Genomic DNA, 21,538 nt, shown 5'->3' with positions numbered 1-21,538 from the left:
TGGGGTCTCCAGGCAGGAAACGATGGACGGTCAACGGGGTTTTGAAACACCGACCTCTTCACGGGGTTTCGGCACTTCGGCGAGTTTCTGAAGGTCAGGCAAACCCAGCGGCAAGGGGCGTGTGGGCAGGGGCGCCGTGGCCGCGGCCGGCGCCTCGGCGGGCGACGGTGCTGGCGTTGACGCCAACGGTTCGCCCTTGGGCGCCGCGGCATCGCTGTGGGACACGGTTGATCCGTCGCCTTTGGGGGCCATGCGCTCCTCGGCCTCGCGCGTCATCACCAGGATGCTGATGCGGCGGTTCTGCGCAGCGCTCGGCGCCTGTGAGTCGAGCAGGCGGCTCGACGCCAGGCCCTCGACGCGCGCGAGCTTCTCGTCTGGCAGGCCACCCAGCACGAGTTCGCGGCGCGACGCGTTGGCTCGGTCCGACGACAGCTCCCAGTTGCTGTAGCCCCGGTCACCGCTGCCATAGGGTGTGGCGTCGGTGTGGCCCGAGAGCGTGATGCGGTTCTCCACCGTGCCGATGGCCGCCCCGATCTCGCGCAGGATGTCGCGCATATAGGGTTTCACCAGCGCGCTGCCCACATCGAACATGGGGCGGTTCTGGTCATCGACGATCTGGATCTGCAGGCCGTCGCCGGTCTGCTCCATGCGGATCTGCGAGCCGAACTCTTGCAACGCGGGGTTGTTGGCGATCACCTCGTTGATTTTTTTCTGCAGGGCGTCGATGCGCTTCGCCTCCTGGCGGGCGAGCTCGGCGCGGGCCATCTGCGCGCCCGCGGACTTTTCGGCGCGCTTGGCTTCACCGCCGTCCACCTGGCCCGCCGACTTGCTCAGGTCGCGCCCGCCGCCGGGCAGGACGCTGTCGCTGTTGCCCGAGCCATTGCCGCCCATCAAGGCCACCTTGAACGGCGCGTTGAAGTAGCTCGCGATGCCGTCGAGCTCGCCCTTGGCGGTGGAACCCAGCAACCACATCAACAGGAAGAACGCCATCATGGCCGTCACGAAGTCGGCGTAGGCGATTTTCCAGGCCCCCCCGTGCGCCGAGTGGCCGCCCTTCTTGATGCGCTTGATGATGATCGGTTGGAGCTTCTTTCCATCAGCCATCACTTCTTCCCTTTCACATGGCCTTCCAGTTCCGAGAAGCTGGGGCGCACGTCGGAGAACAGCACCTTGCGGCCGAACTCGATGGCGGTGCTGGGGGCGTAGCCTTGCATGGAGGCGAGCAGCGTGGTCTTGATGCACAGGAATTCTTTGCCGCTCTCTTCCATCTTCTGCTCCATGAGACCGCCCATGGGTTCGACCACGCCATAGGCCAGCAAGATGCCGAGGAAGGTGCCGACCAGGGCCGAACCGATCATGCCGCCGAGCACCGCGGGCGGCTGGCCCACCGAACCCATGGTGTTCACCACACCGAGTACGGCGGCAATGATGCCGAAAGCGGGCAGGCCTCCAGCCAGACGCCCGATGGCGGCCACCGGAGCATGTGCCTCCTGATGGTGGGTCTCGATCTCGGCGTCCATCAGCGATTCGATCTCGTGCGCGTTCAGGTTGCCCGAGACCATCATGCGCAGGTAGTCGGTGATGAACTCGGTCACGTGGTGATCGCTGCCCACGGTCGGGTATTTCTTGAACAGGGGCGATTGGTCGGGGTTCTCCACATCCTGCTCGATGGCCATCAGGCCTTCCTTGCGGGCTTTTTGCAGGATGTCGAACTGCAGCGCCAGCAGCTCCATGTAGCGCGCCTTGGTGTATTTGCTGCCCTTGAAGCAACCGGCCAGGCCCGCAAACGACGCCTTCACCACCTTCATCTGGTTGTTCATCACGAAAGCGCCCATCGCAGCGCCCAGGATGGTGATCAATTCAAACGGCAAGGCGTGCAGCACCACGCCGATGTTGCCTCCGTGGGCGATGTACACCCCGAAGATGCAGGCCATGGAAACGACGAAACCGATGATCACGAACATGGTGAATATCCCGTAGAGCGGAGCGCCGGTGCCACATGGCACCCGACAAAGCCCGATGGCTTTTCTATCGGTCTACTCTAGGTGTGATCGAAGCCACCCATCAACGCAAAAAGGACCCGCCGAGGGGTCCTTTTCAAAGCTTGACAACAAGAAAAACCGGTTGTGATCAAGAGCGCATTTCCGGAGCGAAGTGCCCATGCCGAGGATGCGGTGGAACCGGCTTCGCCGGGCCACACGCATCGCCCCCTGGGGGGTGACGCCGCAGGCGGCGCGGGGGGATCAATGAAGCCTCAAGCCTCCGCTTGCATTGCCCTTGCCCGCACGCGCCGGTGGCTCGCACAGGCCGCACACGAAGTTCTTCGCGTTTTCGTAGGGCTCGGTCACGAAGTTGCCGCCGCAGCAGGAGCACTTGGTCAACGTGAGCATGCCGTTGTCCACGAACTTCACCAAGCGCCAGGCGCGGGTCACGGAGAGCAGGGGCTCGATCACGCTGGCCTGCATCTGCTCGGTGTAGAGGCGGAAGGCCTTGATCACCGTGTCGATCTCTTCGAGGTCGCTGGTCTTGGACAGGTACTCGTGGATGTTCAGGAACAGCGAGGCGTGGATGTTGGGCTGCCAGGTCAGGAACCAGTCGGTGGAGAAAGGCAACTGGCCCTTGGACGGGCTCTTGCCCGCCACCTCTTTGTACAGGCGCAGCAGGCGCTCATACGACAGGCTGGTTTCGTACTCCAGCACCTGCAGGCGCGCACCCAGCTGGATCAAAGCGACAGCGCGCTCGATGTCACGCGATTCGTTCAAGATGCTTTTTTGCGTGGCCATGGGGTAACTCCAGAGGAAAGGGATGTCTGCAAACCAGGGGCGCCGAGGAACCGGCTCCGCCGGGCCTCCAGCGCCGCCCCCTGGGGGGTGACGCCGCAGGCGGCGCGGGGGGTACTTAATGAGCCGTCGACATCGACTCGGCGAACCGGCCGGCCATCAGGATCGAAGCGTGCAGCTGCGTGGTGGTGGTGTTGTCCACCTTCTTCACGTTGTGGCTGGTCAGCAGGTTCCACACCAGGTCGTCGTCCACGCGGAAGCGGCACAGCAGCATGTTGCTCGAAGCGATCTTCAGCAACTGGGCCGTGGTGAGCATGCCCAGCAGATCGGCAGCTTCTTCGGTCAGACCCAGGCGGTACAGGGCTTCAGCGCGGTCCCGACGAATCAGGTTCTGAGCCAGCATCAGGTAGGTCAGATTGGCTTCGCGGATTTCGGCCAAAAGTTGTTCGCTGTCCATGGGGTGCTCCTTGCGGTTCCGGGTCATTGATGTTGGCGGGGTGCTTACATCCGTTGACCTGATGTGAGTAATTGTGTCGACCGTAAAAATTTCTTGAATCGGCGAATGGCTGTTTGGCCTGTCAGGCGCGCACCCCTGCCTTGTCAGGTTTCTTCTTACATCGTTGGTATTCATTCGGGTCCTGCCCGTGTGGGCGTGTCCCGCCTCAAAGACCTGTCGACCCCGCCCTCAAGGTTTCCCACGCCGCGCCGACTAAGGCGAGAACTGGGACGCCCATCCCACGCTATTTAAGACATTTCAATGTGTAGCAGGGCTAAAGAATATGGCGGGACCACCGAAATTGAACTCAACGAACTTCTAAAAAGGTTCGTCGTCCGGCAAAGCAAAGCGGCGAGACGGTCAAGCGGTCCCAGGGCCCAACCGGCACGCCATCAGCACCCGGTCATGGCGGCCAGCCGCAAGGCTGGCGTTGAGATTGGCAGGAATGCCGGATTACTTTGTTCAATTTTTTAGGAGTTAACCATGAGCACCATCAACACCAATGTGCAGTCCCTGAATGCACAACGCAACCTGGCCAACTCGGCCGGATCCCTGTCCACCTCCATGCAGCGCCTGTCTTCGGGTCTGCGTGTGAACAGCGCCAAGGACGACGCCGCCGGCCTGGCCATCGCCGAACGCATGGGCGCCCAGGTCAAGGGCATGAACGTGGCGATCCGCAACGCCAACGACGGCATCTCCCTGGCGCAGACCGCTGAAGGCGCGCTGGGCAAGGTGGGTGACTCGCTGCAGCGCATGCGCGAACTGGCCGTGCAGTCGGCCAACGGTTCCAACTCCGATGCCGACCGCGCCAACCTCGACGCCGAGTACCAGGAACTGGCACTGGAAGTGACCCGCGTGCTGGAAGGCACCAAGTTCAACGGCACAAACCTGCTGAACACCTCTGCCGGTCTGACCTTCCAGGTCGGCGCCGACAACGTGACCACCGACCAGATCGCCATCAACACGACCAACCTGACCGCCGGTTCGGGCATCACGGCCGTGGTGGCCGGCGGTGTGGAAACCCGCACCAACGCGCTGGCCGCCATGGACGACCTGGACGCCGCCATCGACGAAGTGACCACCGCACGTGCTTCCTTCGGCGCCAAGCAGAACCGCTTCGACTCGGTGATCTCCAACCTGCAGGTGTCGTCCGAGAACCTGGCTGCTTCCCGAGGCCGGATCATGGACGCGGACTTCGCGGTGGAAACCTCGAACCTGTCGCGTGGTCAGATCCTGCAACAGGCCGGCACCGCGATGATCGCCCAGGCCAACCAGCTGCCCCAGGGCGTGCTGTCCCTGCTGCGTTGATTCACAACACCGATTCGTCACACCTCTCTCGGGTGTGGCGGGCCGGCGGCGGTGGCACCCCGGTGCCCCGCCGCGTTGTCTTTCGAGGCATGTACCCATCGCATGCAGCCCGCGTGTGATGGGTACATCCCGTCGCGGATGACAAGGAGCCCCCATGGCCACCATCTCTTCACCAGGCATCGCCAGCGGCCTGGACATCCAGAGCATCGTCTCTCAGCTCGTCGCGCTGGAGAAGGCGCCTCTGACCCAGCTCAAATCGCTGGCCACGTCCTTCCAGACCAAACTCTCGACCATGGGCACCATCAAGTCGCAGGTGGCTGCGCTGGGCGATGCGGCGGCCAAGCTGTCCAAGAACACCGGCTGGGACGCCGTCAAGGCCACCTCGTCCAACCCCTTGGCCATCGGCGTGACCGTCAAGGCCGGCGCGCCCGCCACGTCGATCACCATGGAGGTGCAGAACCTGGCCAAAGCCCAGTCCACCGCCTCCACCGCCGTGACCACCGGCTCCGCCATGGGCACCGGCAGCATGACCATCGAGCTCGGCCAATGGGCCGGCAGCAGCTTCACCGCCGGCGGTGGCACGCCGGTCACGATCGACATCGACGCGGACGAAGACTCGCTGGCCGAGATCGCGGCCAAGATCAACGAGTCCGACGCGGGCGTGAGCGCCACGGTGCTCAAGGACGCCTCGGGCGAGCGCCTGCTGATGCGGTCCAAAGCGACCGGTGAAGAAAACGCCTTTCGCATCTCGGTCGCTGACGACGACGGCCAGGACACCGACGCCAGCGGCCTCTCGCGCCTGGCCTTCAGCGTGGGCAACGCCAACGGCATGGCGCGCTCGCAGAGCGCCGAAAACGCCCTGGCCACGATCAACAACGTGAGCATCAGCTCGGCCAGCAACACGCTCGCCGACACCCTCACCGGCATGACGATGCAGCTCAGCCAGGAGACCACGGCGCCGGTCGAGATCAACGTCAGCAACGACAACGATGCCATCAGCGCCAACGTCAAGGCATTTGTCGATGCGTACAACACGCTCAACACCACGCTGGCCACCGCCACCCGCTACGACGAGGCCACCAAGACCGCCGGCCCGCTGCAGGGCGACTCCACCACGGTGGGCCTGCAGAACGCCCTGCGCGGCATGATGCGCTCGGTGTCCAGCAGCACGCCCTACAGCCGCCTGTCCGACGTCGGCATCGAGCTGAAGACCGGCGGCAAGCTGGAGATCGACGCGACCAAGATGGGCGCGGCGCTGGACAACCTGGACAACCTCAAGGCCCTGTTCACCACCACGGGCAGCGACCCCACGGCGGTCGGCTTCGGGTGGAAGATCAAGAGCTTTGCGGAGGGTCTGATCGACGCCGATGGCACGGTGACCAACAAGACCGAGGCCATCAAGTCCTCGATCAAACGCAACAGCCTGGAGCAGGAGCGCGTCAACGACAAGGCCCTGCGTTCCGAGAAGCGCCTGCTGGCCCAGTACAACGCCATGGACGCCTCAGTGGGCAAGCTCAACAGCCTGAGCGCCTTCGTCAGCCAGCAGATCGCGATGTGGAACAAGAGCTGATGTAAATGAACACGTCAGAAACTACAGTCCCAGGCGCCGATGCCGATAAAAAAAGGCATCAGCAACAAGGAATTGACACCATGTTCACCTCCGTTCACTCCCGTGCCGCATCTGCCTACAAACGCGTTGGTGCAGAAACCAGTGTGCAAAGCGCCGACCCCCACACCCTGGTGGGTTTGCTCTACGACGCGCTGTTGCAGTCGATTGCCGAAGCCCGCGGCGCCATGAGCCGGGGTGACACGGCGGCCAAGGGCGCGGCGATCGGCAAGGCCGTTCGCATCCTGGAAGAAGGGCTCAAGGCCGGCCTGAACCTGCGTGAAGGTGGCGACATCGCCGCCAACCTGCGCCAGCTCTACAGCTACAGCACGCTGCGGCTGACCCAGGCCAACCTGCGCAACGACGCCAAGGCACTCGAAGAAGTGGCCCAGCTCATCGAGCCCGTGGCCCAGTCGTGGAAACTCATCCGGGGCCCCGGCCCCGCCTACCTGCAACCCGTCACGGGCCAAGGAGCCTGATCATGGAGCACAGCTTGCTGGACTACTACAAAGCGATTGAAAACGCGAGCCAGCGAATGCTGGAGGCGGCCCAGACCGAAAACTGGGACCAGATCGTACACCTCGAAGGCACCTGCGCCGTGCTCATCGCCCAGCTGCGCCACAAGTCACGCAGCCTCACGCTGGGTCCCGACGAGCGCAAGGAAAAGACCCGCATCATGCAGCGCATCCTGCGCGCCGACGCCGAGATCCGCGTGCTGGCAGAGCCTTGGCTCAGCGACCTCGAACAACTGATGGATGCCAAGCAGGTGCATTGACGAGAGAAGGAGATGAAGGGATGTGGCCGGAGAAAGTGCCCCACCCAGAATGCCGCGGAACCGGCTTCGCCGGGCCGCTCGCATTGCCCCCTGGGGGGTGACGCGCCCTTAGGCGCGGCGCGGGGGGGTTCTAGACACTCATGTTCATGATGTCTGTGTAGGCCTGGACCATGCGGTTGCGCACATGCAAGGTGGCCTGAAAGCCGATCTGGGCTTTCTGCATCGCGAGCATGGTTTCTTCCAGGCTGACGTTGGGGTTGCCCTTCTGGACCTCGTTTTGCAGGCGCGAAGCGTCGTTCTGGGCCTTGCTGACCGAGTCCAGTGCGCTCTTGAAGTTGTCGGCAAAGCCGCCACCCACGCCGCCGACCGCGCCCGTGGCGGGGCGTTTCATCGCGGTGTGGCCCACGCCGGTCACGGCCTGGCTGGGCAGGGCATTGATTCGCAGGTCCATGGCGGCTTCCTTCACAAAAGTGCAGGCTTTGATGCTAGTGACCCGCCCGCCGAGGCGCACCGGGAATAAGGGGGCAAACGCCGGCCTTTTCATCGCTATGCGCGAGGGGCCAGGGCCGAATAATCGGTCGCAACGGGGTGATTTCCCCCTTTGACGAACCACACCGAGCCCCTTCCCGCCATGAGCAACACCGTCGCCGAACTGGACATGCAGCCCGTGAGCCGCAACGCCCTGAGCGCGGGCCTGTCGGGCATGGAAAAGGGCCAGAAAATCAAGCTGGGCCTGGGCGCCCTGGGCTTGATGGTGATCGCGATCGCGCTGTTTTTCATGGGCCAGCAACCCGACTGGAAGGTGCTCTACGCCAACCTGAACGACAAGGATGGCGGCGCCATCATTGCGCAGCTCACCACGATGAACGTGCCCTACAAGTACACCGAAGGCGGCGGCGCGATCATGGTGCCGAGCGACAAGGTGCACGACACGCGGCTGCGCCTGGCCTCGCAAGGTCTGCCCAAAGGCTCGGTCAACGGTTTCGAGCTGATGGAGGCCAACCGCTTCGGCATGACCCAGTTCCAGGAACGCCTGACCTTCCAGCGCGGCCTCGAAGGGGAACTCACCCGCTCGATCCAGTCACTCTCTTCCGTGCAGGCCGCGCGCATCCACCTGGCGCTGCCCAACCAGAACGGCTTCTTCCGCGAACAGCAGAAACCCAGCGCCTCGGTGCTGCTCACCCTTCACGCTGGCCGCACGCTCGACAAGGCCCAGGTCGCCGGCATCGTGCACCTGGTCGCCTCCAGCGTGCCCGAGATGAACCCCAAGGCGGTGAGCGTGGTCGACGACGCCGGCAACCTGCTGTCGTCCACACCCGAGGGGCAGTCTCAGGGCGCCGACACGCAGAAGCTCCAGTACGTGCAGCAGATGGAGCAGCTCTACACCCGCCGCATCCTCGACATGATCGAGCCGCTGGTGGGCGTGGGCAACGTGAAGGCCCAGGTCAGCGCCGACGTCGATTTTTCGCTCGTCGAGTCCACCTCCGAGCTGCACAAACCCAACCAGGGCGGCGAGCCCGGCACGGTGCGCAGCCAGCAGCTGATCGAAGACGGCGCCCCGGCCGTGGCCCAGCCCGCTGGCGTACCGGGCGCCACCACCAACCAGCCCCCCGCCACCGGCAGCGCGCCCATCAACGGCGGCGCGGCGCCGCTGGGCGTGGCCGCCAATGGCGACAAGAGCGGCACGGTGCGCAAGGAATCGGTCATCAACTACGAGATCGACAAGACGGTCAAGGTGGTGCGCGAGGCCAGCGGCACGGTGCGCCGCCTGACCGCCGCCGTGGTCGTGAACCACCGCAGCATCACCGACAAGACGGGCAAGGCCATCACCAGCGCCATCCCGCCCGAACAGCTGGAGCAGATGACCGCCCTGGTGCGCGAGACCATCGGCTTCAGCAAGGAGCGGGGTGATTCGGTCAACGTGGTCAACGCGGTGTTCAACATCGCCAAGCCGGTGGAGGAAGTGCCGGTGGCCTGGTGGAAGCAGCCCGACAACATGGAGCTGGCGCGCAGCATGGCCTGGCCGGTCGGCATGCTGGGCATGGCGCTGCTGGTGCTCATGGGTCTGGTGCGTCCGGGCCTGAAGATGATGCGCTTACCGGCGGTGCCGAAAACCGACAGCGCAGGCAGGTCGCCTCAGCTCAATGCCGTGCTCAATGAGGCCCCCGAGCGTCCGAGCCTGCCCATGCCGGCGGAGAACCAGCGCCTGGTCGATGCGAAACGGCTGGCGCTGGAAAACCCGATGGCCGTGGCCAATATCGTCAAGAGCTGGGTCAACGGCGAGGCGCCAGCATGAGCAGGACCACCCCCGTCTCGCTTCGCTCGTCCCCCCTCAAGGGGGCGATGCGAGTGGCCCGGCAGAGCCGGTTCCACCGCATCCTGGATGGGGGTCTCGTCACGCGGGCATGGTCCTTGAACGGCGCAAGCTAAGGAAATCAGATCATGGAAGACCAGGGAATCCAGGACGCCGCGATCTTCCTCATGTCGCTGGGCGAGGAGGAAGCGGCCGAGGTGTTCAAGCACCTGAGCCCCAAGGAAGTGCAGAAGCTGGGTGAGGCCATCGCCAAGACCCGGGCCGTGTCGCACGACCGGGTCGAACAGGTGATCCAGAAATTCACCTCCGTGGCCGCCTCGCAGAGCCTGCTGGTGTCCGACACCGACAACTACGTGCGCGCGGTGCTCCGGCGCGCCCTGGGCGACGACAAGGCTTCGCTGTTGATCGACCGCATCCTGCAAGGCGGCGATGTCTCGGGCATTGAAAGCCTGAAGTGGATGGACCCCCTGTCTATTGCGGAACTGCTGCGCAACGAGCATCCGCAGATCGTCGCGGCGATCATGGTGCACCTTGAAGCAGACCAGACCGCCGATGTACTGAAGAACTTCACCGAACGCACACGCAATGAGGTGATGCTGCGCATCGCCACGCTCGAAGGCATCCAGCCCACCGCGTTGAAGGACCTCAACGAGGTGCTCTACAAAGTGCTGGCCGGTGGCGACAAAATCCGCAAGACATCGATGGGTGGCGTCAAGGCCGCTGCCGAGATCATCAACATGATGGGCACCCAGATCGAGAGCGCCGTCATTGAATCGATCCGCGGCTTCGACGCCGACCTGGCACAGAAGATCATGGACAAGATGTTCACGTTCGAGGACCTGATCAAGCTCGACGGCAAGTCGATCCAGCTGGTGCTGAAAGAAGTGCCTTCGGAAGCGCTGGTGATTGCGCTCAAGGGCGCCACCTCGGATCTGCGCGAACTGATCCTGTCCAACATGTCCACACGCGCTGCCGAAGGCCTGCGCGACGACCTGGAGTCGCGCGGACCGGTCCGGCTGTCCGAAGTGGAAAACCAGCAAAAGGACATTCTGAAGATTGTCCGGCGCCTGTCGGACGAGGGCCAGATCGTGATCGGGGGAGGCGACGATGAAGGCTTCGTCTAAACCCAACCCGCATACCCGCTTCATTCCCCGTGAGGAAATCGACGGCGTTTCGGCCTGGCACTTCTCTTCGATGGACGGCAGCGACGCGTTTCGGGTCGCCGTTCCGGTGACAGCAGAACCGGAGCCCGACAAAGCGCAAGAGCAGACGCTGAATGAAGCCCGCCAACAGGCCTACGCAGAAGGCTTCAACCACGGCCACGACGCCGGCAGCCAGGAGGTGCGCGACGCGCTGGAGGCCACCATCCGCCGCACCGTCGAAGAGACCGCCGTGCGAATGGGCCAGTTGCTGCATGGCATGACCGACCAGGTCATCGCCAGCGAACAGAAGATCGCGCGCCAGGTGCTCGATCTGGCCTGCGACATCGCACGCCAGGTGATCCGCCAGGAACTGCAGGTCAACACGAAGCACCTGCGCGCGGTGATCGGCGAGTCGCTGGAGCTGATCGTCGAAGACGGGCTGCCTTCCACGGTGCGCATGCACCCGGACGACCTTTCGCTGATGAAGGGCGCCCTGCTGGAGACGCTGGGCGACAACGCGCCCGACTTCGTGGCCGACCCATCCATCACGCCCGGTGGCTGCATGATCCTGTCGCCCAGCGCCACCGTGGACGCCACGATTGAAAAACGCTGGTCACGCGCGATCGGCAACCTGGGGATGAACGTCGCATGGCAACCGGGAGACACCGATGTATAGGCATGAAACACCCCTGCCGCGCGGCGCGCGACCCCCTCAAGGGGGCGATGCGGTGCGGCCCGGCGAAGCCGGTTCCGCCGCATCCTGGGTTCGGACATTGCTCGCCGGTGGCTGGTTTCCGACTGGCCCCCTGTGTGTGAGGTCGCTGACATGACCGACAGCACACTGGGCCCCGATGGTCGCTGGGACCGCTTCATGGGCGACCTGCGCACCAGCGCCAATGTGCACACCCCGCTGGAGGTGCGCGGCACGCTCACGCGCCTGGCGGGCCTGGTGCTGGAAGCCGTGGGCCTGAAGGTGCCGGTGGGCTCGCAGTGCCTGATTGCCAACGGTGCCAAGGAGCCGGTGCTGGCCGAGGTGGTGGGTTTCTCCAGCGACCGCGCCTTCCTGATGCCGGCGGGCGACACGCACGGGCTCTCCAGCGGCGCGAGCGTTGTCCCGCTGCCACCGTACCGCCCTGTGCCACGTTTCGGCGAGCCCAACAAACCGCCCTCTTCGGGCGACCGGGGCATGTTGCGCCTGCCGCTGGGCCGTGGCCTGCTGGGTCGCGTGGTCGACTCACACGGTCGCCCGATGGACCACCGGGGGCCGATCACCAACGTGGACATCGAGCCCATGGACCGCGCCCCGCTCAACGCCATGGACCGTGATCCGGTGCGCGAGCCGCTGGACACCGGCGTGCGCGCGATCAACGCCCTGCTCACCGTCGGGCGCGGCCAGCGCATCGGCCTGTTTGCCGGCTCCGGCGTGGGCAAGTCGGTGCTGCTCGGCATGATGGCGCGCTACACCAAGGCCGACGTGATCGTGGTCGGTTTGATCGGCGAGCGTGGCCGCGAAGTGAAAGAGTTCATCGAAGACATCCTCGGCGACGACGGCCGCAAACGCTCGGTCGTGGTGGCCGCGCCGGCCGACTCGCCGCCGCTGGTGCGCATGCAGGGCGCAGCCTACGCCACGGCCATTGCCGAGCGCTTCCGCGACGACGGGCTGCACGTGCTGCTGCTGATGGATTCGCTCACCCGCTACGCGATGGCGCAGCGCGAGATCGCGCTCGCCATCGGCGAGCCACCCGCCACCAAGGGCTACCCGCCGAGCTGCTTCGCCAAGTTGCCCCAGTTGGTGGAGCGCAGCGGCAACGGCCTCAACGGCAAGGGCTCGATCACCGCCTTCTACACCGTGCTCAGCGAGGGCGACGACCAGCAAGACCCCATCGCCGACGCGGCCCGCGCCATCCTCGACGGTCACATCGTGCTCTCGCGCGCGCTCGCCGAGTCGGGCCACTACCCGGCCATCGACGTCGAGGCCTCGGCCTCACGCGTGATGCACAACGTGGCCGGGGCCGTGCACCTGGAGCTGGCGCGCAAGTTCCGCAACAACTACTCGCGCTACATGAAGAGCCGCGACCTGATCCAGCTCGGCGCCTATGCCGCCGGCAGCGACCCCGATACCGACCGCGCCATCGTGCTCTACCCCGCGCTGCAGCGCTTCCTGATGCAGGACATGCACGAGGCCGCGACCATGGACGCCAGCCTCAAACAGCTCGCCGCCGCCCTGCAGGAAGACAAGGGCAGCAAAGACCCCAAGCAGCGCCCGACCCGTCCACACCAAAACCCGTATGAGGGATGACCCCCCGATGCGCCTTCGGCGCTTCCCCCCAGGGGGCAACACCAGCGGCCTGGCAAAGCCAGTTCCGCGGTGTCCCCGGGCTGAACCGTTTCTCTCGATCACTTTGGAGCCATAAAAATGAGCAACATACAGACATTGAACAAGGTGGTGGAACTGGCGACGCGGCGCCGCGATGACGCGTTGACGGCCCTGGGGCAGGCGCAGCGGGAACTGCACATGGCGCAGGAGCAGATGAAACAGCTCAGGACCTACGCCGACGAGGCCCACCAGCGCTGGGCCACGCGCAGCACCACCAGCGGCGTCGACCCGGCCCTGTTGCACCACCACCGCCAGTTCATGCAGAAGATTGAACACGCCATGGACTTCCAGCTGACCGTGCAACGCCACCGCGAAGACACGGTCGCGCGCACCCAGGCCCTGGTCTATGCCGCCGAGCGCGACGTGGCCGGCCTGCGCAAATACGCCGAACGCAAGCAGCAGGCCATCGACCACCGCGTCATGCGCCAGGAACAAAAAGCCACCGACGAAATGGCCCTCTCCATCCACCTGCGCCAGAGCATGGCGCACGCACAGGGGCTGAGGTCATGACCGCTACCGCCGCCGCCACCACCACCACCCAGAGCCAAACCGCCCAGTCTGCGGCCGCGCGCGCCCAGGCCGCCAATCAGCGCAAGCCCGGCGTCAGCGGGCATGGCCAGGAGACCGGTACCGACCTGTTTGCCGCCATGCTCTCGCTGCTGAGCGCGACCACCGACATCCCGCCGGATGCGTCGCTCACCACCGACGCCGCGCCCGGCGAAGCGGGCAACCCGCTGCTGGCCGCCGACGCGACCACCGAAGACCCGCTGGCCGGGCTCCTGGGCTGGCCCGGGGCGCCGGTGCCCTTGATGGCACCCGGCACCGGCTCCTTGTCGTCCAGCGCGTCCCCCTCCGCAGCGGCCCCGAACGGCACCGCGCTCACCCCTGCAGGCACCGCGCCCATGGCCGCCGAAGCCCGTGGCGCCAACAAACCCGGGGTCGACCTGCAAGGCATGCAGCGGCTGGACCAGCCCGCCGCGCCCGACGAACAAACCCTGGCCGCGCTGGCCGGCGCGGACAAGACGGCACCCACCGAACCCAGCAGCGCCCCGCCCGCCACCCGCCCCACGGTCTGGCGCAGCACCGTCACCGGCGCGACCACCACCAGCGTGCAGCAACAACACGCCATCCAGAGCCAGAGCCACAACCCAAGCCTGACCCACAGCCTGAGCGAGCGGCTGCAAGTCCGCCTGGAAACGGGCACCCCGGTCGCGCTGCGCAGCACCGTCACTCTGGACGAGCGCTTCAACCCGGCATCGACGGGCGACGGCCCCACGCTGTCCACCGGTCTTGCCACCCACGGCCAGGGCAACCCCTCGGGCGCCGGCAGCTTCGCCGGCGAACAACCCGGCGGCGGCGATGCAGGTCAGGACCACACGAGCGCTCTGTCCACCGACACCGATGAGCTGGCCGATTCCAACCGCTTCGAAGAGGCACTGACCGATCAGGATGCCGACGAGAGCCTGGGCGCCTGGTCTTCGCCCACCCTGCGCCAGGCCAGCCTGCGCGTGGGCGACGGCGGCGAAGAGGCCATCGACATCCAGCTCTCGATGCGCGGCCAGGACCTGAACGTCGCCTTTCGCACCGACAGCGCCGAGGCCCGCGCCGAACTGCGCGAGAACGCAGGTGAGTCGCTGTCCGACCTGCTGCAGCGCAGCGGCATTCAGCTCGGCGACGTGTCGGTGGGCTCACAAGGCCAGCAGCAAGGGCGCGGCGAACCCGGCGAGCCCCGCCCCCAACCGGCCGGCCACGTGCGCAATGGCGGTGGAACCACCGCCATTGCGCCCGCCGCGGCGCCCGTGCCGCCACGCCCGCGCAGCGACGGCAGCCAACCCCTCGACCTGTTTGTCTAGCCGAAGGCGCTCGTTCAGGGCGCGCGAATAAGCGGCTTTTCCAGCGCTATTCCGGGCTACAAGCCAGGGGGTGGCGCTCAATAATTCCTCCAGAGCCCACCGCCTTCCGTGGTGCGCACCGCCCTCCAACAGGCGATCTTCTGGAGAGATTTCATGTCCGCTGCCGCCGCCACCGCTGCCACCGTTGCCGAAGCACCGGCGAAACCCAAGAGCAAAAAACTCTTGTTCATCATCATTGGCGTGGTGGTGCTGGCCCTGCTGGGCGGGGGCGCGGCCTTCTTCCTGATGCAGAAGAGCCACGCCGAGGACGAGGATGAAGAGGGCGTCACCACGGAAGAGCAAACCGAGCATGCGCCCAAGCACGACGCCAAAAATCCCCCCACATTCCTGCCGCTGGACAGCATGGTGGTCAACCTGGCCGATCCGGGCGGCAACCGCTTTGCGCAACTGGGCATCACGCTGCAGTTGACCGACCCCCAGATTGCCGAAGACATGAAGGCCTACATGCCCAGCATCCGCAACGGCATCCTGATCTTGGTCTCTCAGCGCACGGCCGAGGACATGCTGGGCATCGAAGGCAAGGAAGCACTGACCCAGGCCATCATCGGCGAGATCTCGCGCGTCATGGGCTACGAGTACGAAGACCCGAACGCCGCACCTGCGACGGCCCCCAAGGGCAAGAAGGCCAAGCGCAAACGCGCAACCCCCAACCCGGTCTCGGGCGTGCTGTTTTCCAGCTTCATCGTGCAGTGATTCCAGAGGCCCAACGCCATGGCTGATTCGTTTCTGTCCCAGGATGAGGTCGATGCCCTGCTTGAGGGTGTCACCGGTGAGAGCCAGAAGCTGGAAAAGGAGGTCGCCCCCACCGACGGCGTTCGCACCTACAACCTGTCCAGCCAGGAGCGCATCGTGCGTGGGCGCATGCCCACGATGGAGATCATCAACGAGCGTTTCTCACGCAACCTGCGGCTGGGACTGTTCAACTTCATCCGGCGCAGCCCGGAGGTGTCGGTCGGTGGGGTGCAGGTGCAGAAATACAGCGCTTTCCTGCGTGAATTGGCAGTGCCCACCAACTTCAACATCATGGCCGTGCGTCCACTGCGCGGCAACGGCCTGGTGGTGTGCGAGCCCACCCTGCTGTTTGGTGTGATCGACAGCCTGTACGGCGGCAACGGCAAGTTCCACACGCGCATCGAGGGGCGCGACTTCTCGCCCACCGAACAACGCGTCATCGACCGGCTGGTCGAGGTGGTGGCCGAGGAATACAAGAAAGCCTGGCGCGGCGTGTACCCGATCGAGCTGGCCTACCAGCGGTCGGAAATGCAACCCCAGTTCGCCACCATCGCCACACCCAGCGAGATCGTGGTGTCCACCAGCTTCACGCTGGAGATCGGCGACATCACCGGCGCGCTGCACATCTGCATTCCCTACGCCACGCTGGAACCCATCCGCGACGTGCTCTATTCCAGCGTGCAGGGCGATGCCATCGAGGTCGACCGCCGCTGGGTCAAGCTGCTGAGCCACGAGATCCAGGCGGCCGAGGTCACGATGGTGGCCGAGCTGGCCCAGACCGATGCCACGGTGGAGCAGCTCCTGGCGATGCAGGTCGGCGACTTCATTGAACTGGACCGCCACCCCGCCATCAAGGCCCACGTGGACGGTGTGCCGCTGTTCGAGTGCCAGTACGGCACACACAAGGGAAAGTACGCGCTGCGCATCGACCGCAAGCTGCGCGACACCGAGAAGACCTGGCTGGGAGAACCCTATGTCAACTGAGACCCCCGACACCATGAACGATTCCGTCTCCGACGACTGGGCGCAAGCCCTGGAAGAGCAGGCCGTCGCCAGCTCCGGCAGCGGCGCCCACGACAGCGCGCAGACCTTCGACGACCACCGCCCGACGCCTGCCACGACCAGCGGCAACGCCATGCAGGACATCCAGATGGTGCTGGACATCCCGGTGCAGCTGACGGTAGAGCTGGGCCGCACCAAGGTGCCGATCAAGTACATCCTGCAGCTCGCTCAAGGCTCCATCGTCGAGCTGGACGCGCTGGCCGGTGAGCCCATGGACGTGCTGGTCAACGGCTACCTGATCGCGCAAGGCGAGGTGGTGGTGGTGAACGACAAGTTCGGCATCCGGCTGACCGACATCGTCACCCCATCGGAGCGCATGCGGCGGGTGTCCAAGAGTTAACCCCCCGCGTCGCCTTCGGCGCCACCCCCCAGGGGGCGACACCAGAGGCCCGGCGGAGCCGGTTCCTCGGTGTCTCTGGGTTGGAGGCACTTTCGCCGGCTTCGTCTTTGGTTTTCGGTCTTCTGTTTCTTTTCTTGATCTCTTTTTTCTTTCTTTCTTACTTTCTTTCTTATGTTGCAAAACGCCGCTCCGGCCCTGGTTCTGCTCATCGTGATGGTGTGCATCGCCTGGGCGCTGCAACGCTACCGCCGCCACCTGCCGGGCGCCGCCCGGCAGACCGGCCCGGCGTTGCAGGTGCTCAGCACGCTGGCGCTGGGGCCGCAGCAACGGGTGGTCACGGTGCAGGTGGGCCAGGGTGAAAACAGCGTGTGCCTGGTGCTGGGCGTGTCGGCCGGCAGCGTGACCCCGTTGCACAGCCTGCCGATGCCGGCGCCCGCCGACGAGCCCGCGCCGCCCGCCCTGCCCCTCGGTGGCTTCGCTGCCAAGCTGGCCCAATTCCGGAAAGCCCCCCATGCGACGCAGTGACATGTCTTCGGCGGTTCGCCCGCTCCTGCTGCTCATCGCGCTGATGCTGCTGGGCGGCAGCGCCTGGGCGCAACAGGCCGTTCCGGGCCCGTCGCTGCCCATCATGGTCGGCCAGGGCGCCGGCGGCAACAGCTACTCGGTGCCGATCCAGACCCTGCTGTTTTTCACCGCGCTCTCGTTCCTGCCCGCGGTGCTGCTGCTGATGACGGGCTTCACCCGCATCGTCATCGTGCTCTCGCTGCTGCGCCAGGCGCTGGGCACGCAGTCCGCGCCGCCCAACCAGGTGATCATCGGCCTCTCGCTGTTCCTCACGCTGTTCGTGATGGGTCCCACGCTGGACAAGGTCTACACCGAGGCCTACGCGCCCTACACCGCCAACCAGATCAGCTTCGAGCAGGCGCTGGAGCGCGGCCAGAGCCCCATGCGCGCCTTCATGCTCAAGCAGACGCGCCAGAGCGACTTCGAGCTCTTCGCCCGCCTCGCCAAGCTGCCGCAAGACGTGACCGCCGAGACCGCGCCGTTCCGTGTGATCGTGCCGGCCTTCGTCACCAGCGAACTCAAGACCGCGTTCCAGATCGGCTTCATGATCTTCATCCCCTTCCTGGTGATCGACATGGTGGTCGCCAGCGTGCTGATGTCGCTGGGGATGATGATGCTGTCGCCGGTGCTGGTGGCGCTGCCGTTCAAGCTGATGCTGTTTGTGCTGGCGGACGGCTGGAACCTGTTGCTCGGTTCTCTGGCGGCCAGCTTCGCCACCTAGACAAGGACCTCTGACATGGACTCCCAAGCCGCGCTCACGATGGCGCAAAACGCGCTCTACACCGTGCTCATGCTCTCCGCCCCGGTGCTCGGCGCGGTGCTGGCGGTGGGCCTGCTGGTGAGCCTGTTCCAGGCCATCACGCAGATCCACGAAGCCACGCTGTCGTTCGTGCCCAAGCTGATCGCGGCCATCGCGGTGTTTGCCATTGCAGGGCCATGGATGATGAACACGCTGGTGGATTTCATCCGCAGCACGATCATGTCGATCCCGAACCACGCCATTTGATGCCCCCCGCTCGCTCATGATCTCGTTCACTGAGGCCGACCTCATGGCGATCATCTCGCCGGTGTTCTGGCCTTTTCTGCGGATCCTGGCGGTGTTTTCGAGTGCGCCGATCTTCTCTGCGCGCACGGTGCCGATGCGCAGCCGGGTGGCGTTGGCGATGCTGGTGGCGATCTGTGCGCAGGCGGGCTTGCCTGAGCAGCCGGTGATCGGCCTGAACGATTCACAGGCCTTCGGGGTCGTGATGCAGCAGGTGGTGGTCGGCATCGCCATCGGGCTGGCGGTGCGCATCGTGTTCGCCGCGGTCGAGCTGGCGGGCGAGGTGATCGGCCTGCAGATGGGCCTGAACTACGCCGGCTTCTTCGACCCCTCGACCAACCAGCAGACCAGCGCGGTCGGCCGCTACTTCGGCAACACCACCATGCTGCTCTTCGTCATCCTCAACGGCCACCTCATGGTGCTGCAGGCCGTGGTGTCGAGCTTCGAGACCTTCCCCATCGGCGCCAGCGCCTTCGAGTCGATCAACCGCATGCGCCTGCACGAGCTCGGCGCCGTCGTGTTCCGCTACGGGCTGTGGATCGCGCTGCCCATGATCGGCATGCTGCTCTTCGTCAACATCGTGCTCGGCTTCGTCTCGCGCGTCGCGCCGCAGATGAACGCCTTCGCCATCGGCTTCCCGCTCACGCTCACCACCGGCCTGCTCGGCATCGCGGTCACGTTGCCCTTGCTCGAAGGCCCCATCGTGGGGCTCATGAAACTCGCGACCGAAATCTTCACCGGTGGTTGACAAGCTCCCCCTGCCGCGCTGCGCGCGACCCCCCAGGGGGGCGGCACTGGCCGTCCGGCAAAGCCGGCCCGGCGGTGCCCCCGGTGGGACTGCGCTCGGTCTACCACCTCACTCCCACTGCAGGTCGCGCAGCTTCCACTCGTCACCATCGCGTTGCCAGCGCAGCTGCACCGTGTAAGGCGAGGCCCGCTCGGGGATGAGCCCCTGCGCGCCCGTCACCACGATCTGCGCCTCGGTCACGCCGATGGGTGAACCCGGTGGGTCGATGCGGCTGCTGCGCGTGACGGCAATCACCTTGACGTTGGCGTAGCGCAGGAACATGAGCGCCATGGTCTTGCGCGCCCAGTCGCGGTCGAACTCGTCTTTCGCGCGGAATTGCGGGTCCAGCATGTCGAACACCGCGCCCGTGTCCTTGGCCTCCAGGTGGTCCTGCAGCTGCTGCGCAGCGGCCTCGAGCGCGGCCTGCGGGTCGTCTTTGCTGCAGGCGGTGAGCCAGGGCAAAACACAGGGCAGGCTCAGCGAAAGAAAAAGGCGTCGATCCAGCTGGGGCATGGTGCTGTCCTCCGGCGCTCAAGCGCCCGGCTTCGCGCGGCGCAGCTCGTCCAGCTGCTGCAACAACCAGGCCGCGCTGGGCACCGGCGCCCGGCCGCTGCACCGCACCTGGTAGGCCACGCCGGTGACGCTGCTCTTGCTGGCTGCCAGGTAGATGAAGCCCTCTGCGGTCTTCACCGCCTCTTTGCTCTCCACGTGATCCAGCTTGCGCTGCAGGTGGGCGCGCGCCTGCGCTGCGCTGTACCAGCGGTCATTGCGGTTGAACTCGCAACCCGAAGCCTCCAGCCTGTTCAGCACCGCGGTCACTTCGGCTTTGGCGGCTGGGGGCAGGGGTTCGGCGAAGGCTGCCAGGGACACTGCAAATAGCGACAGCGTAATAGCGAAGCGATGGAGAAGTTGCATGAGGGCCAGCAAACCTTTGACCAAATCAGACGACAAGAAGGACAGCTCTTCGATAGCCCGTTTGTCGCACTGGCTATCTTGAACGGCGCGCTCCCAGCAATATTGCTTCGAGGTCCGCTTGATCTACCGATGAACTGCCAAGTGTGTCGTGGCGCATAGCCGCCACCATGTTGGTAAAGGCAACGCACTGCTCATTGGTACTCATGGCTGCGCCCAAGCGTTCGAATGTTGCAAACGCCGTGATGACCGCAGGAGCGCTGTAGAGGGAGATTCTGCATTTGGCATCTGCGGTTTTTGAACCCAGCTGCCTCCCTTCTATTGAGCCTTTTTGGTGGCCAAGATTTGCATGCTCACTTACGCACTGCAAATAGTCAGCGTACGCCTTTGCTCGAAGGTCGCGCTGATGCTTCTTGTCGTCGAGGTGGCGCGTGAAAAGAAACTGCAATACAGCTCCAACGACAAGACCAGCCAAAGAGAAAGCAGCAGTAATCAAGAGGACTCCTTCGCAACAGAAGCACAGTATTTTCCAGGGCACCTGTGGGACAAGCCGTATAACTCAGTGAAGGCGACGACGGCTCCTTCGCCACCCTTACCTCAATCCCCTCCTGCACGAGGGAGAGGGAAAAGCCTAGCAACCAACTGCTCTGTCCCGAACGCAGAAAGCGCCCTCACCCCTTCTTGCTACCCCCAAACACCAGCAACCCCACGCCCGCAGCGATGGCAGCCAAGCTGGCCCAGGTGGGCACCGGCACCGTCTGCTTTTCGGTGACCGAGAGTTCCAGCGGCCCGAGCTTGAGCTCGTGGCTGGCCTTGTTGAAGCTGAAGTCGCCGAACAGCAGGCCCAGCGCGCCAGCGGCGATGAGGACGATGCCGAGAATTTTTGCGATGCCCATGGGAGATCCTTTCAAGAGGGAAGCATCTTGCCACGCAGGGCCTGCGAAGCTGGTGAACGCGGCACCGGGCGTCCTATTCGCCATCGAGCGCTCACTGCCCTGCTGGCCGCAGAGGCGCACTGATTGAGCGCGCCCTCATCGCCATTGACCACCCCTGCGGCGGTGGAGAGTATTTCGCTGAGCATCGCCACGCTGCGCGACCAGCGGGTGATTCTGGACAGCGACCTGGCCGCGCTGTACGGCGTGGAAACCAAGCGCTTCAACGAAGCCGTCAAGCGCAACACCGCCCGGTTTCCGGCGGACTTCATGTTTCAGCTCACAGCCGATGAGTCCGATTCTTTAAGGTCGCAAATTGCGACCTTAAAGTAAGCGGTCAATAGACCGCACCCCTTGCGCTGTCCCGCAGTTCAGATCTTGAGCGCAGTGATGCGCCAGGGCAGCAAGGCCTCGTAGTCATCGACAGTCCTGGCCCGCGGGAGTGCCACCAGCAAC

General features: G+C 65.0%; 27 protein-coding genes. 18 read left to right on the top strand and 9 right to left on the bottom strand.

Features of this window, described 5'->3' with window-relative positions; translation table 11 throughout:
- Window positions 1–30 precede the first annotated feature (30 nt).
- The 4 genes from motB to flhD form a co-directional block, all read right to left on the bottom strand.
- Window positions 31–1,104 carry a flagellar motor protein MotB gene (gene motB / locus B0E41_RS13655; protein WP_077331705.1) on the bottom strand — a complete coding sequence of 358 codons (1,074 nt, stop codon included), beginning with the start codon at window positions 1,102–1,104 and terminating at the stop codon, window positions 31–33.
- Window positions 1,104–1,964: a flagellar motor stator protein MotA gene (gene motA / locus B0E41_RS13650; protein ID WP_077331704.1), complete on the bottom strand. Its 861-nt coding sequence runs from the start codon at window positions 1,962–1,964 to the stop codon at window positions 1,104–1,106. Before motA ends, motB begins: the two co-directional genes overlap by 1 nt.
- 279 nt (window positions 1,965–2,243) lie before the next feature.
- Complete coding sequence (flhC, locus tag B0E41_RS13645) at window positions 2,244–2,783, bottom strand: flagellar transcriptional regulator FlhC (RefSeq protein ID WP_077331703.1); 540 nt, start codon at window positions 2,781–2,783, stop codon at window positions 2,244–2,246.
- Between the two features lie 115 nt (window positions 2,784–2,898).
- Entirely contained in the window at window positions 2,899–3,237 is a 339-nt protein-coding gene (gene flhD, locus B0E41_RS13640; protein ID WP_077331702.1) for a flagellar transcriptional regulator FlhD, read from the bottom strand.
- A 522-nt stretch (window positions 3,238–3,759) separates the two neighbouring features.
- On the opposite strand from flhD, the gene B0E41_RS13635 reads away from it, so the two are divergent.
- From B0E41_RS13635 to B0E41_RS13620, 4 genes are all read left to right on the top strand, one after another.
- Entirely contained in the window at window positions 3,760–4,584 is an 825-nt protein-coding gene (locus B0E41_RS13635; RefSeq protein WP_077331701.1) for a flagellin, read from the top strand.
- Between the two features lie 154 nt (window positions 4,585–4,738).
- Window positions 4,739–6,154 carry a flagellar filament capping protein FliD gene (gene fliD / locus B0E41_RS13630; protein ID WP_077331700.1) on the top strand — a complete coding sequence of 472 codons (1,416 nt, stop codon included), beginning with the start codon at window positions 4,739–4,741 and terminating at the stop codon, window positions 6,152–6,154.
- Window positions 6,155–6,234: 80 nt separating this feature from the next.
- Window positions 6,235–6,669 (top strand): flagellar export chaperone FliS, encoded by a 435-nt coding sequence (fliS, locus tag B0E41_RS13625; protein WP_077331699.1) that lies wholly within the window; start codon window positions 6,235–6,237, stop codon window positions 6,667–6,669.
- 2 nt (window positions 6,670–6,671) lie between these two features.
- The gene (locus B0E41_RS13620) at window positions 6,672–6,965 is read left to right on the top strand and encodes a flagellar protein FliT (protein WP_077331698.1); all 294 of its coding nucleotides are present in this window, start codon (window positions 6,672–6,674) and stop codon (window positions 6,963–6,965) included.
- A 130-nt stretch (window positions 6,966–7,095) separates the two neighbouring features.
- On the opposite strand, the gene fliE is transcribed toward B0E41_RS13620, so the two are convergent.
- Window positions 7,096–7,416: a flagellar hook-basal body complex protein FliE gene (gene fliE, locus B0E41_RS13615; RefSeq protein ID WP_077331733.1), complete on the bottom strand. Its 321-nt coding sequence runs from the start codon at window positions 7,414–7,416 to the stop codon at window positions 7,096–7,098.
- A gap of 180 nt (window positions 7,417–7,596) precedes the next feature.
- On the opposite strand from fliE, the gene fliF reads away from it, so the two are divergent.
- The 13 genes from fliF to fliR all read left to right on the top strand — a co-directional run bounded on the left by fliF (window position 7,597) and on the right by fliR (window position 19,199).
- The gene (gene fliF, locus B0E41_RS13610; protein WP_077331697.1) at window positions 7,597–9,261 is read left to right on the top strand and encodes a flagellar basal-body MS-ring/collar protein FliF; all 1,665 of its coding nucleotides are present in this window, start codon (window positions 7,597–7,599) and stop codon (window positions 9,259–9,261) included.
- Between the two features lie 146 nt (window positions 9,262–9,407).
- Window positions 9,408–10,403, top strand: a complete 996-nt coding sequence (fliG, locus tag B0E41_RS13605; RefSeq protein ID WP_077331696.1) for a flagellar motor switch protein FliG — start codon at window positions 9,408–9,410, stop codon at window positions 10,401–10,403.
- Window positions 10,387–11,097: a FliH/SctL family protein gene (locus B0E41_RS13600; protein WP_077331695.1), complete on the top strand. Its 711-nt coding sequence runs from the start codon at window positions 10,387–10,389 to the stop codon at window positions 11,095–11,097. Before fliG ends, B0E41_RS13600 begins: the two co-directional genes overlap by 17 nt.
- 195 nt (window positions 11,098–11,292) lie before the next feature.
- Window positions 11,293–12,720 (top strand): flagellar protein export ATPase FliI, encoded by a 1,428-nt coding sequence (gene fliI, locus B0E41_RS13595; RefSeq protein ID WP_253194841.1) that lies wholly within the window; start codon window positions 11,293–11,295, stop codon window positions 12,718–12,720.
- A gap of 117 nt (window positions 12,721–12,837) precedes the next feature.
- Window positions 12,838–13,308, top strand: coding sequence for a flagellar export protein FliJ (gene fliJ, locus B0E41_RS13590; RefSeq protein ID WP_077331693.1), 471 nt, complete (start codon window positions 12,838–12,840; stop codon window positions 13,306–13,308).
- Window positions 13,305–14,651 carry a flagellar hook-length control protein FliK gene (locus B0E41_RS13585; protein WP_077331692.1) on the top strand — a complete coding sequence of 449 codons (1,347 nt, stop codon included), beginning with the start codon at window positions 13,305–13,307 and terminating at the stop codon, window positions 14,649–14,651. The genes fliJ and B0E41_RS13585 overlap by 4 nt, the downstream gene beginning before the upstream one ends.
- A gap of 153 nt (window positions 14,652–14,804) precedes the next feature.
- The gene (locus tag B0E41_RS13580; protein WP_077331691.1) at window positions 14,805–15,404 is read left to right on the top strand and encodes a flagellar basal body-associated FliL family protein; all 600 of its coding nucleotides are present in this window, start codon (window positions 14,805–14,807) and stop codon (window positions 15,402–15,404) included.
- An 18-nt stretch (window positions 15,405–15,422) separates the two neighbouring features.
- A complete protein-coding gene (gene fliM / locus B0E41_RS13575; protein WP_077331690.1) occupies window positions 15,423–16,427 on the top strand; it encodes a flagellar motor switch protein FliM in 1,005 nt (334 codons plus the stop codon).
- On the top strand, window positions 16,417–16,845 hold the full coding sequence (gene fliN, locus B0E41_RS13570) for a flagellar motor switch protein FliN (RefSeq protein WP_077331689.1): 429 nt from the start codon (window positions 16,417–16,419) through the stop codon (window positions 16,843–16,845). Before fliM ends, fliN begins: the two co-directional genes overlap by 11 nt.
- A gap of 171 nt (window positions 16,846–17,016) precedes the next feature.
- Window positions 17,017–17,370 carry a flagellar biosynthetic protein FliO gene (locus tag B0E41_RS13565; protein ID WP_077331688.1) on the top strand — a complete coding sequence of 118 codons (354 nt, stop codon included), beginning with the start codon at window positions 17,017–17,019 and terminating at the stop codon, window positions 17,368–17,370.
- Between the two features lie 43 nt (window positions 17,371–17,413).
- Window positions 17,414–18,130 carry a flagellar type III secretion system pore protein FliP gene (gene fliP / locus B0E41_RS13560; RefSeq protein ID WP_171984764.1) on the top strand — a complete coding sequence of 239 codons (717 nt, stop codon included), beginning with the start codon at window positions 17,414–17,416 and terminating at the stop codon, window positions 18,128–18,130.
- Between the two features lie 15 nt (window positions 18,131–18,145).
- A complete protein-coding gene (fliQ, locus tag B0E41_RS13555; protein WP_077331686.1) occupies window positions 18,146–18,415 on the top strand; it encodes a flagellar biosynthesis protein FliQ in 270 nt (89 codons plus the stop codon).
- Between the two features lie 16 nt (window positions 18,416–18,431).
- Window positions 18,432–19,199 carry a flagellar biosynthetic protein FliR gene (gene fliR, locus B0E41_RS13550; RefSeq protein ID WP_077331685.1) on the top strand — a complete coding sequence of 256 codons (768 nt, stop codon included), beginning with the start codon at window positions 18,432–18,434 and terminating at the stop codon, window positions 19,197–19,199.
- Between the two features lie 108 nt (window positions 19,200–19,307).
- Here fliR and B0E41_RS13545 read toward each other — a convergent pair whose 3' ends face one another.
- From B0E41_RS13545 to B0E41_RS13535, 4 genes are all read right to left on the bottom strand, one after another.
- Window positions 19,308–19,751: a hypothetical protein gene (locus tag B0E41_RS13545; protein ID WP_077331684.1), complete on the bottom strand. Its 444-nt coding sequence runs from the start codon at window positions 19,749–19,751 to the stop codon at window positions 19,308–19,310.
- Window positions 19,752–19,769: 18 nt separating this feature from the next.
- Window positions 19,770–20,153, bottom strand: coding sequence for a DUF5329 domain-containing protein (locus B0E41_RS13540; protein WP_077331732.1), 384 nt, complete (start codon window positions 20,151–20,153; stop codon window positions 19,770–19,772).
- Between the two features lie 73 nt (window positions 20,154–20,226).
- Window positions 20,227–20,646 carry a hypothetical protein gene (locus B0E41_RS26605; protein ID WP_143433829.1) on the bottom strand — a complete coding sequence of 140 codons (420 nt, stop codon included), beginning with the start codon at window positions 20,644–20,646 and terminating at the stop codon, window positions 20,227–20,229.
- Window positions 20,647–20,821: 175 nt separating this feature from the next.
- Complete coding sequence (locus B0E41_RS13535; RefSeq protein ID WP_077331683.1) at window positions 20,822–21,046, bottom strand: hypothetical protein; 225 nt, start codon at window positions 21,044–21,046, stop codon at window positions 20,822–20,824.
- Between the two features lie 144 nt (window positions 21,047–21,190).
- On the opposite strand from B0E41_RS13535, the gene B0E41_RS13530 reads away from it, so the two are divergent.
- Window positions 21,191–21,415, top strand: coding sequence for an ORF6N domain-containing protein (locus B0E41_RS13530; RefSeq protein WP_077331682.1), 225 nt, complete (start codon window positions 21,191–21,193; stop codon window positions 21,413–21,415).
- Window positions 21,416–21,538: the final 123 nt, after the last annotated feature.

It is taken from the genome of Hydrogenophaga sp. A37, assembly GCF_002001205.1.
Lineage (GTDB): Bacteria > Pseudomonadota > Gammaproteobacteria > Burkholderiales > Burkholderiaceae_C > Hydrogenophaga.
Note: the sequence above shows the minus strand (reverse complement) of the source record. Positions and strands in the feature narration are given on the sequence as shown.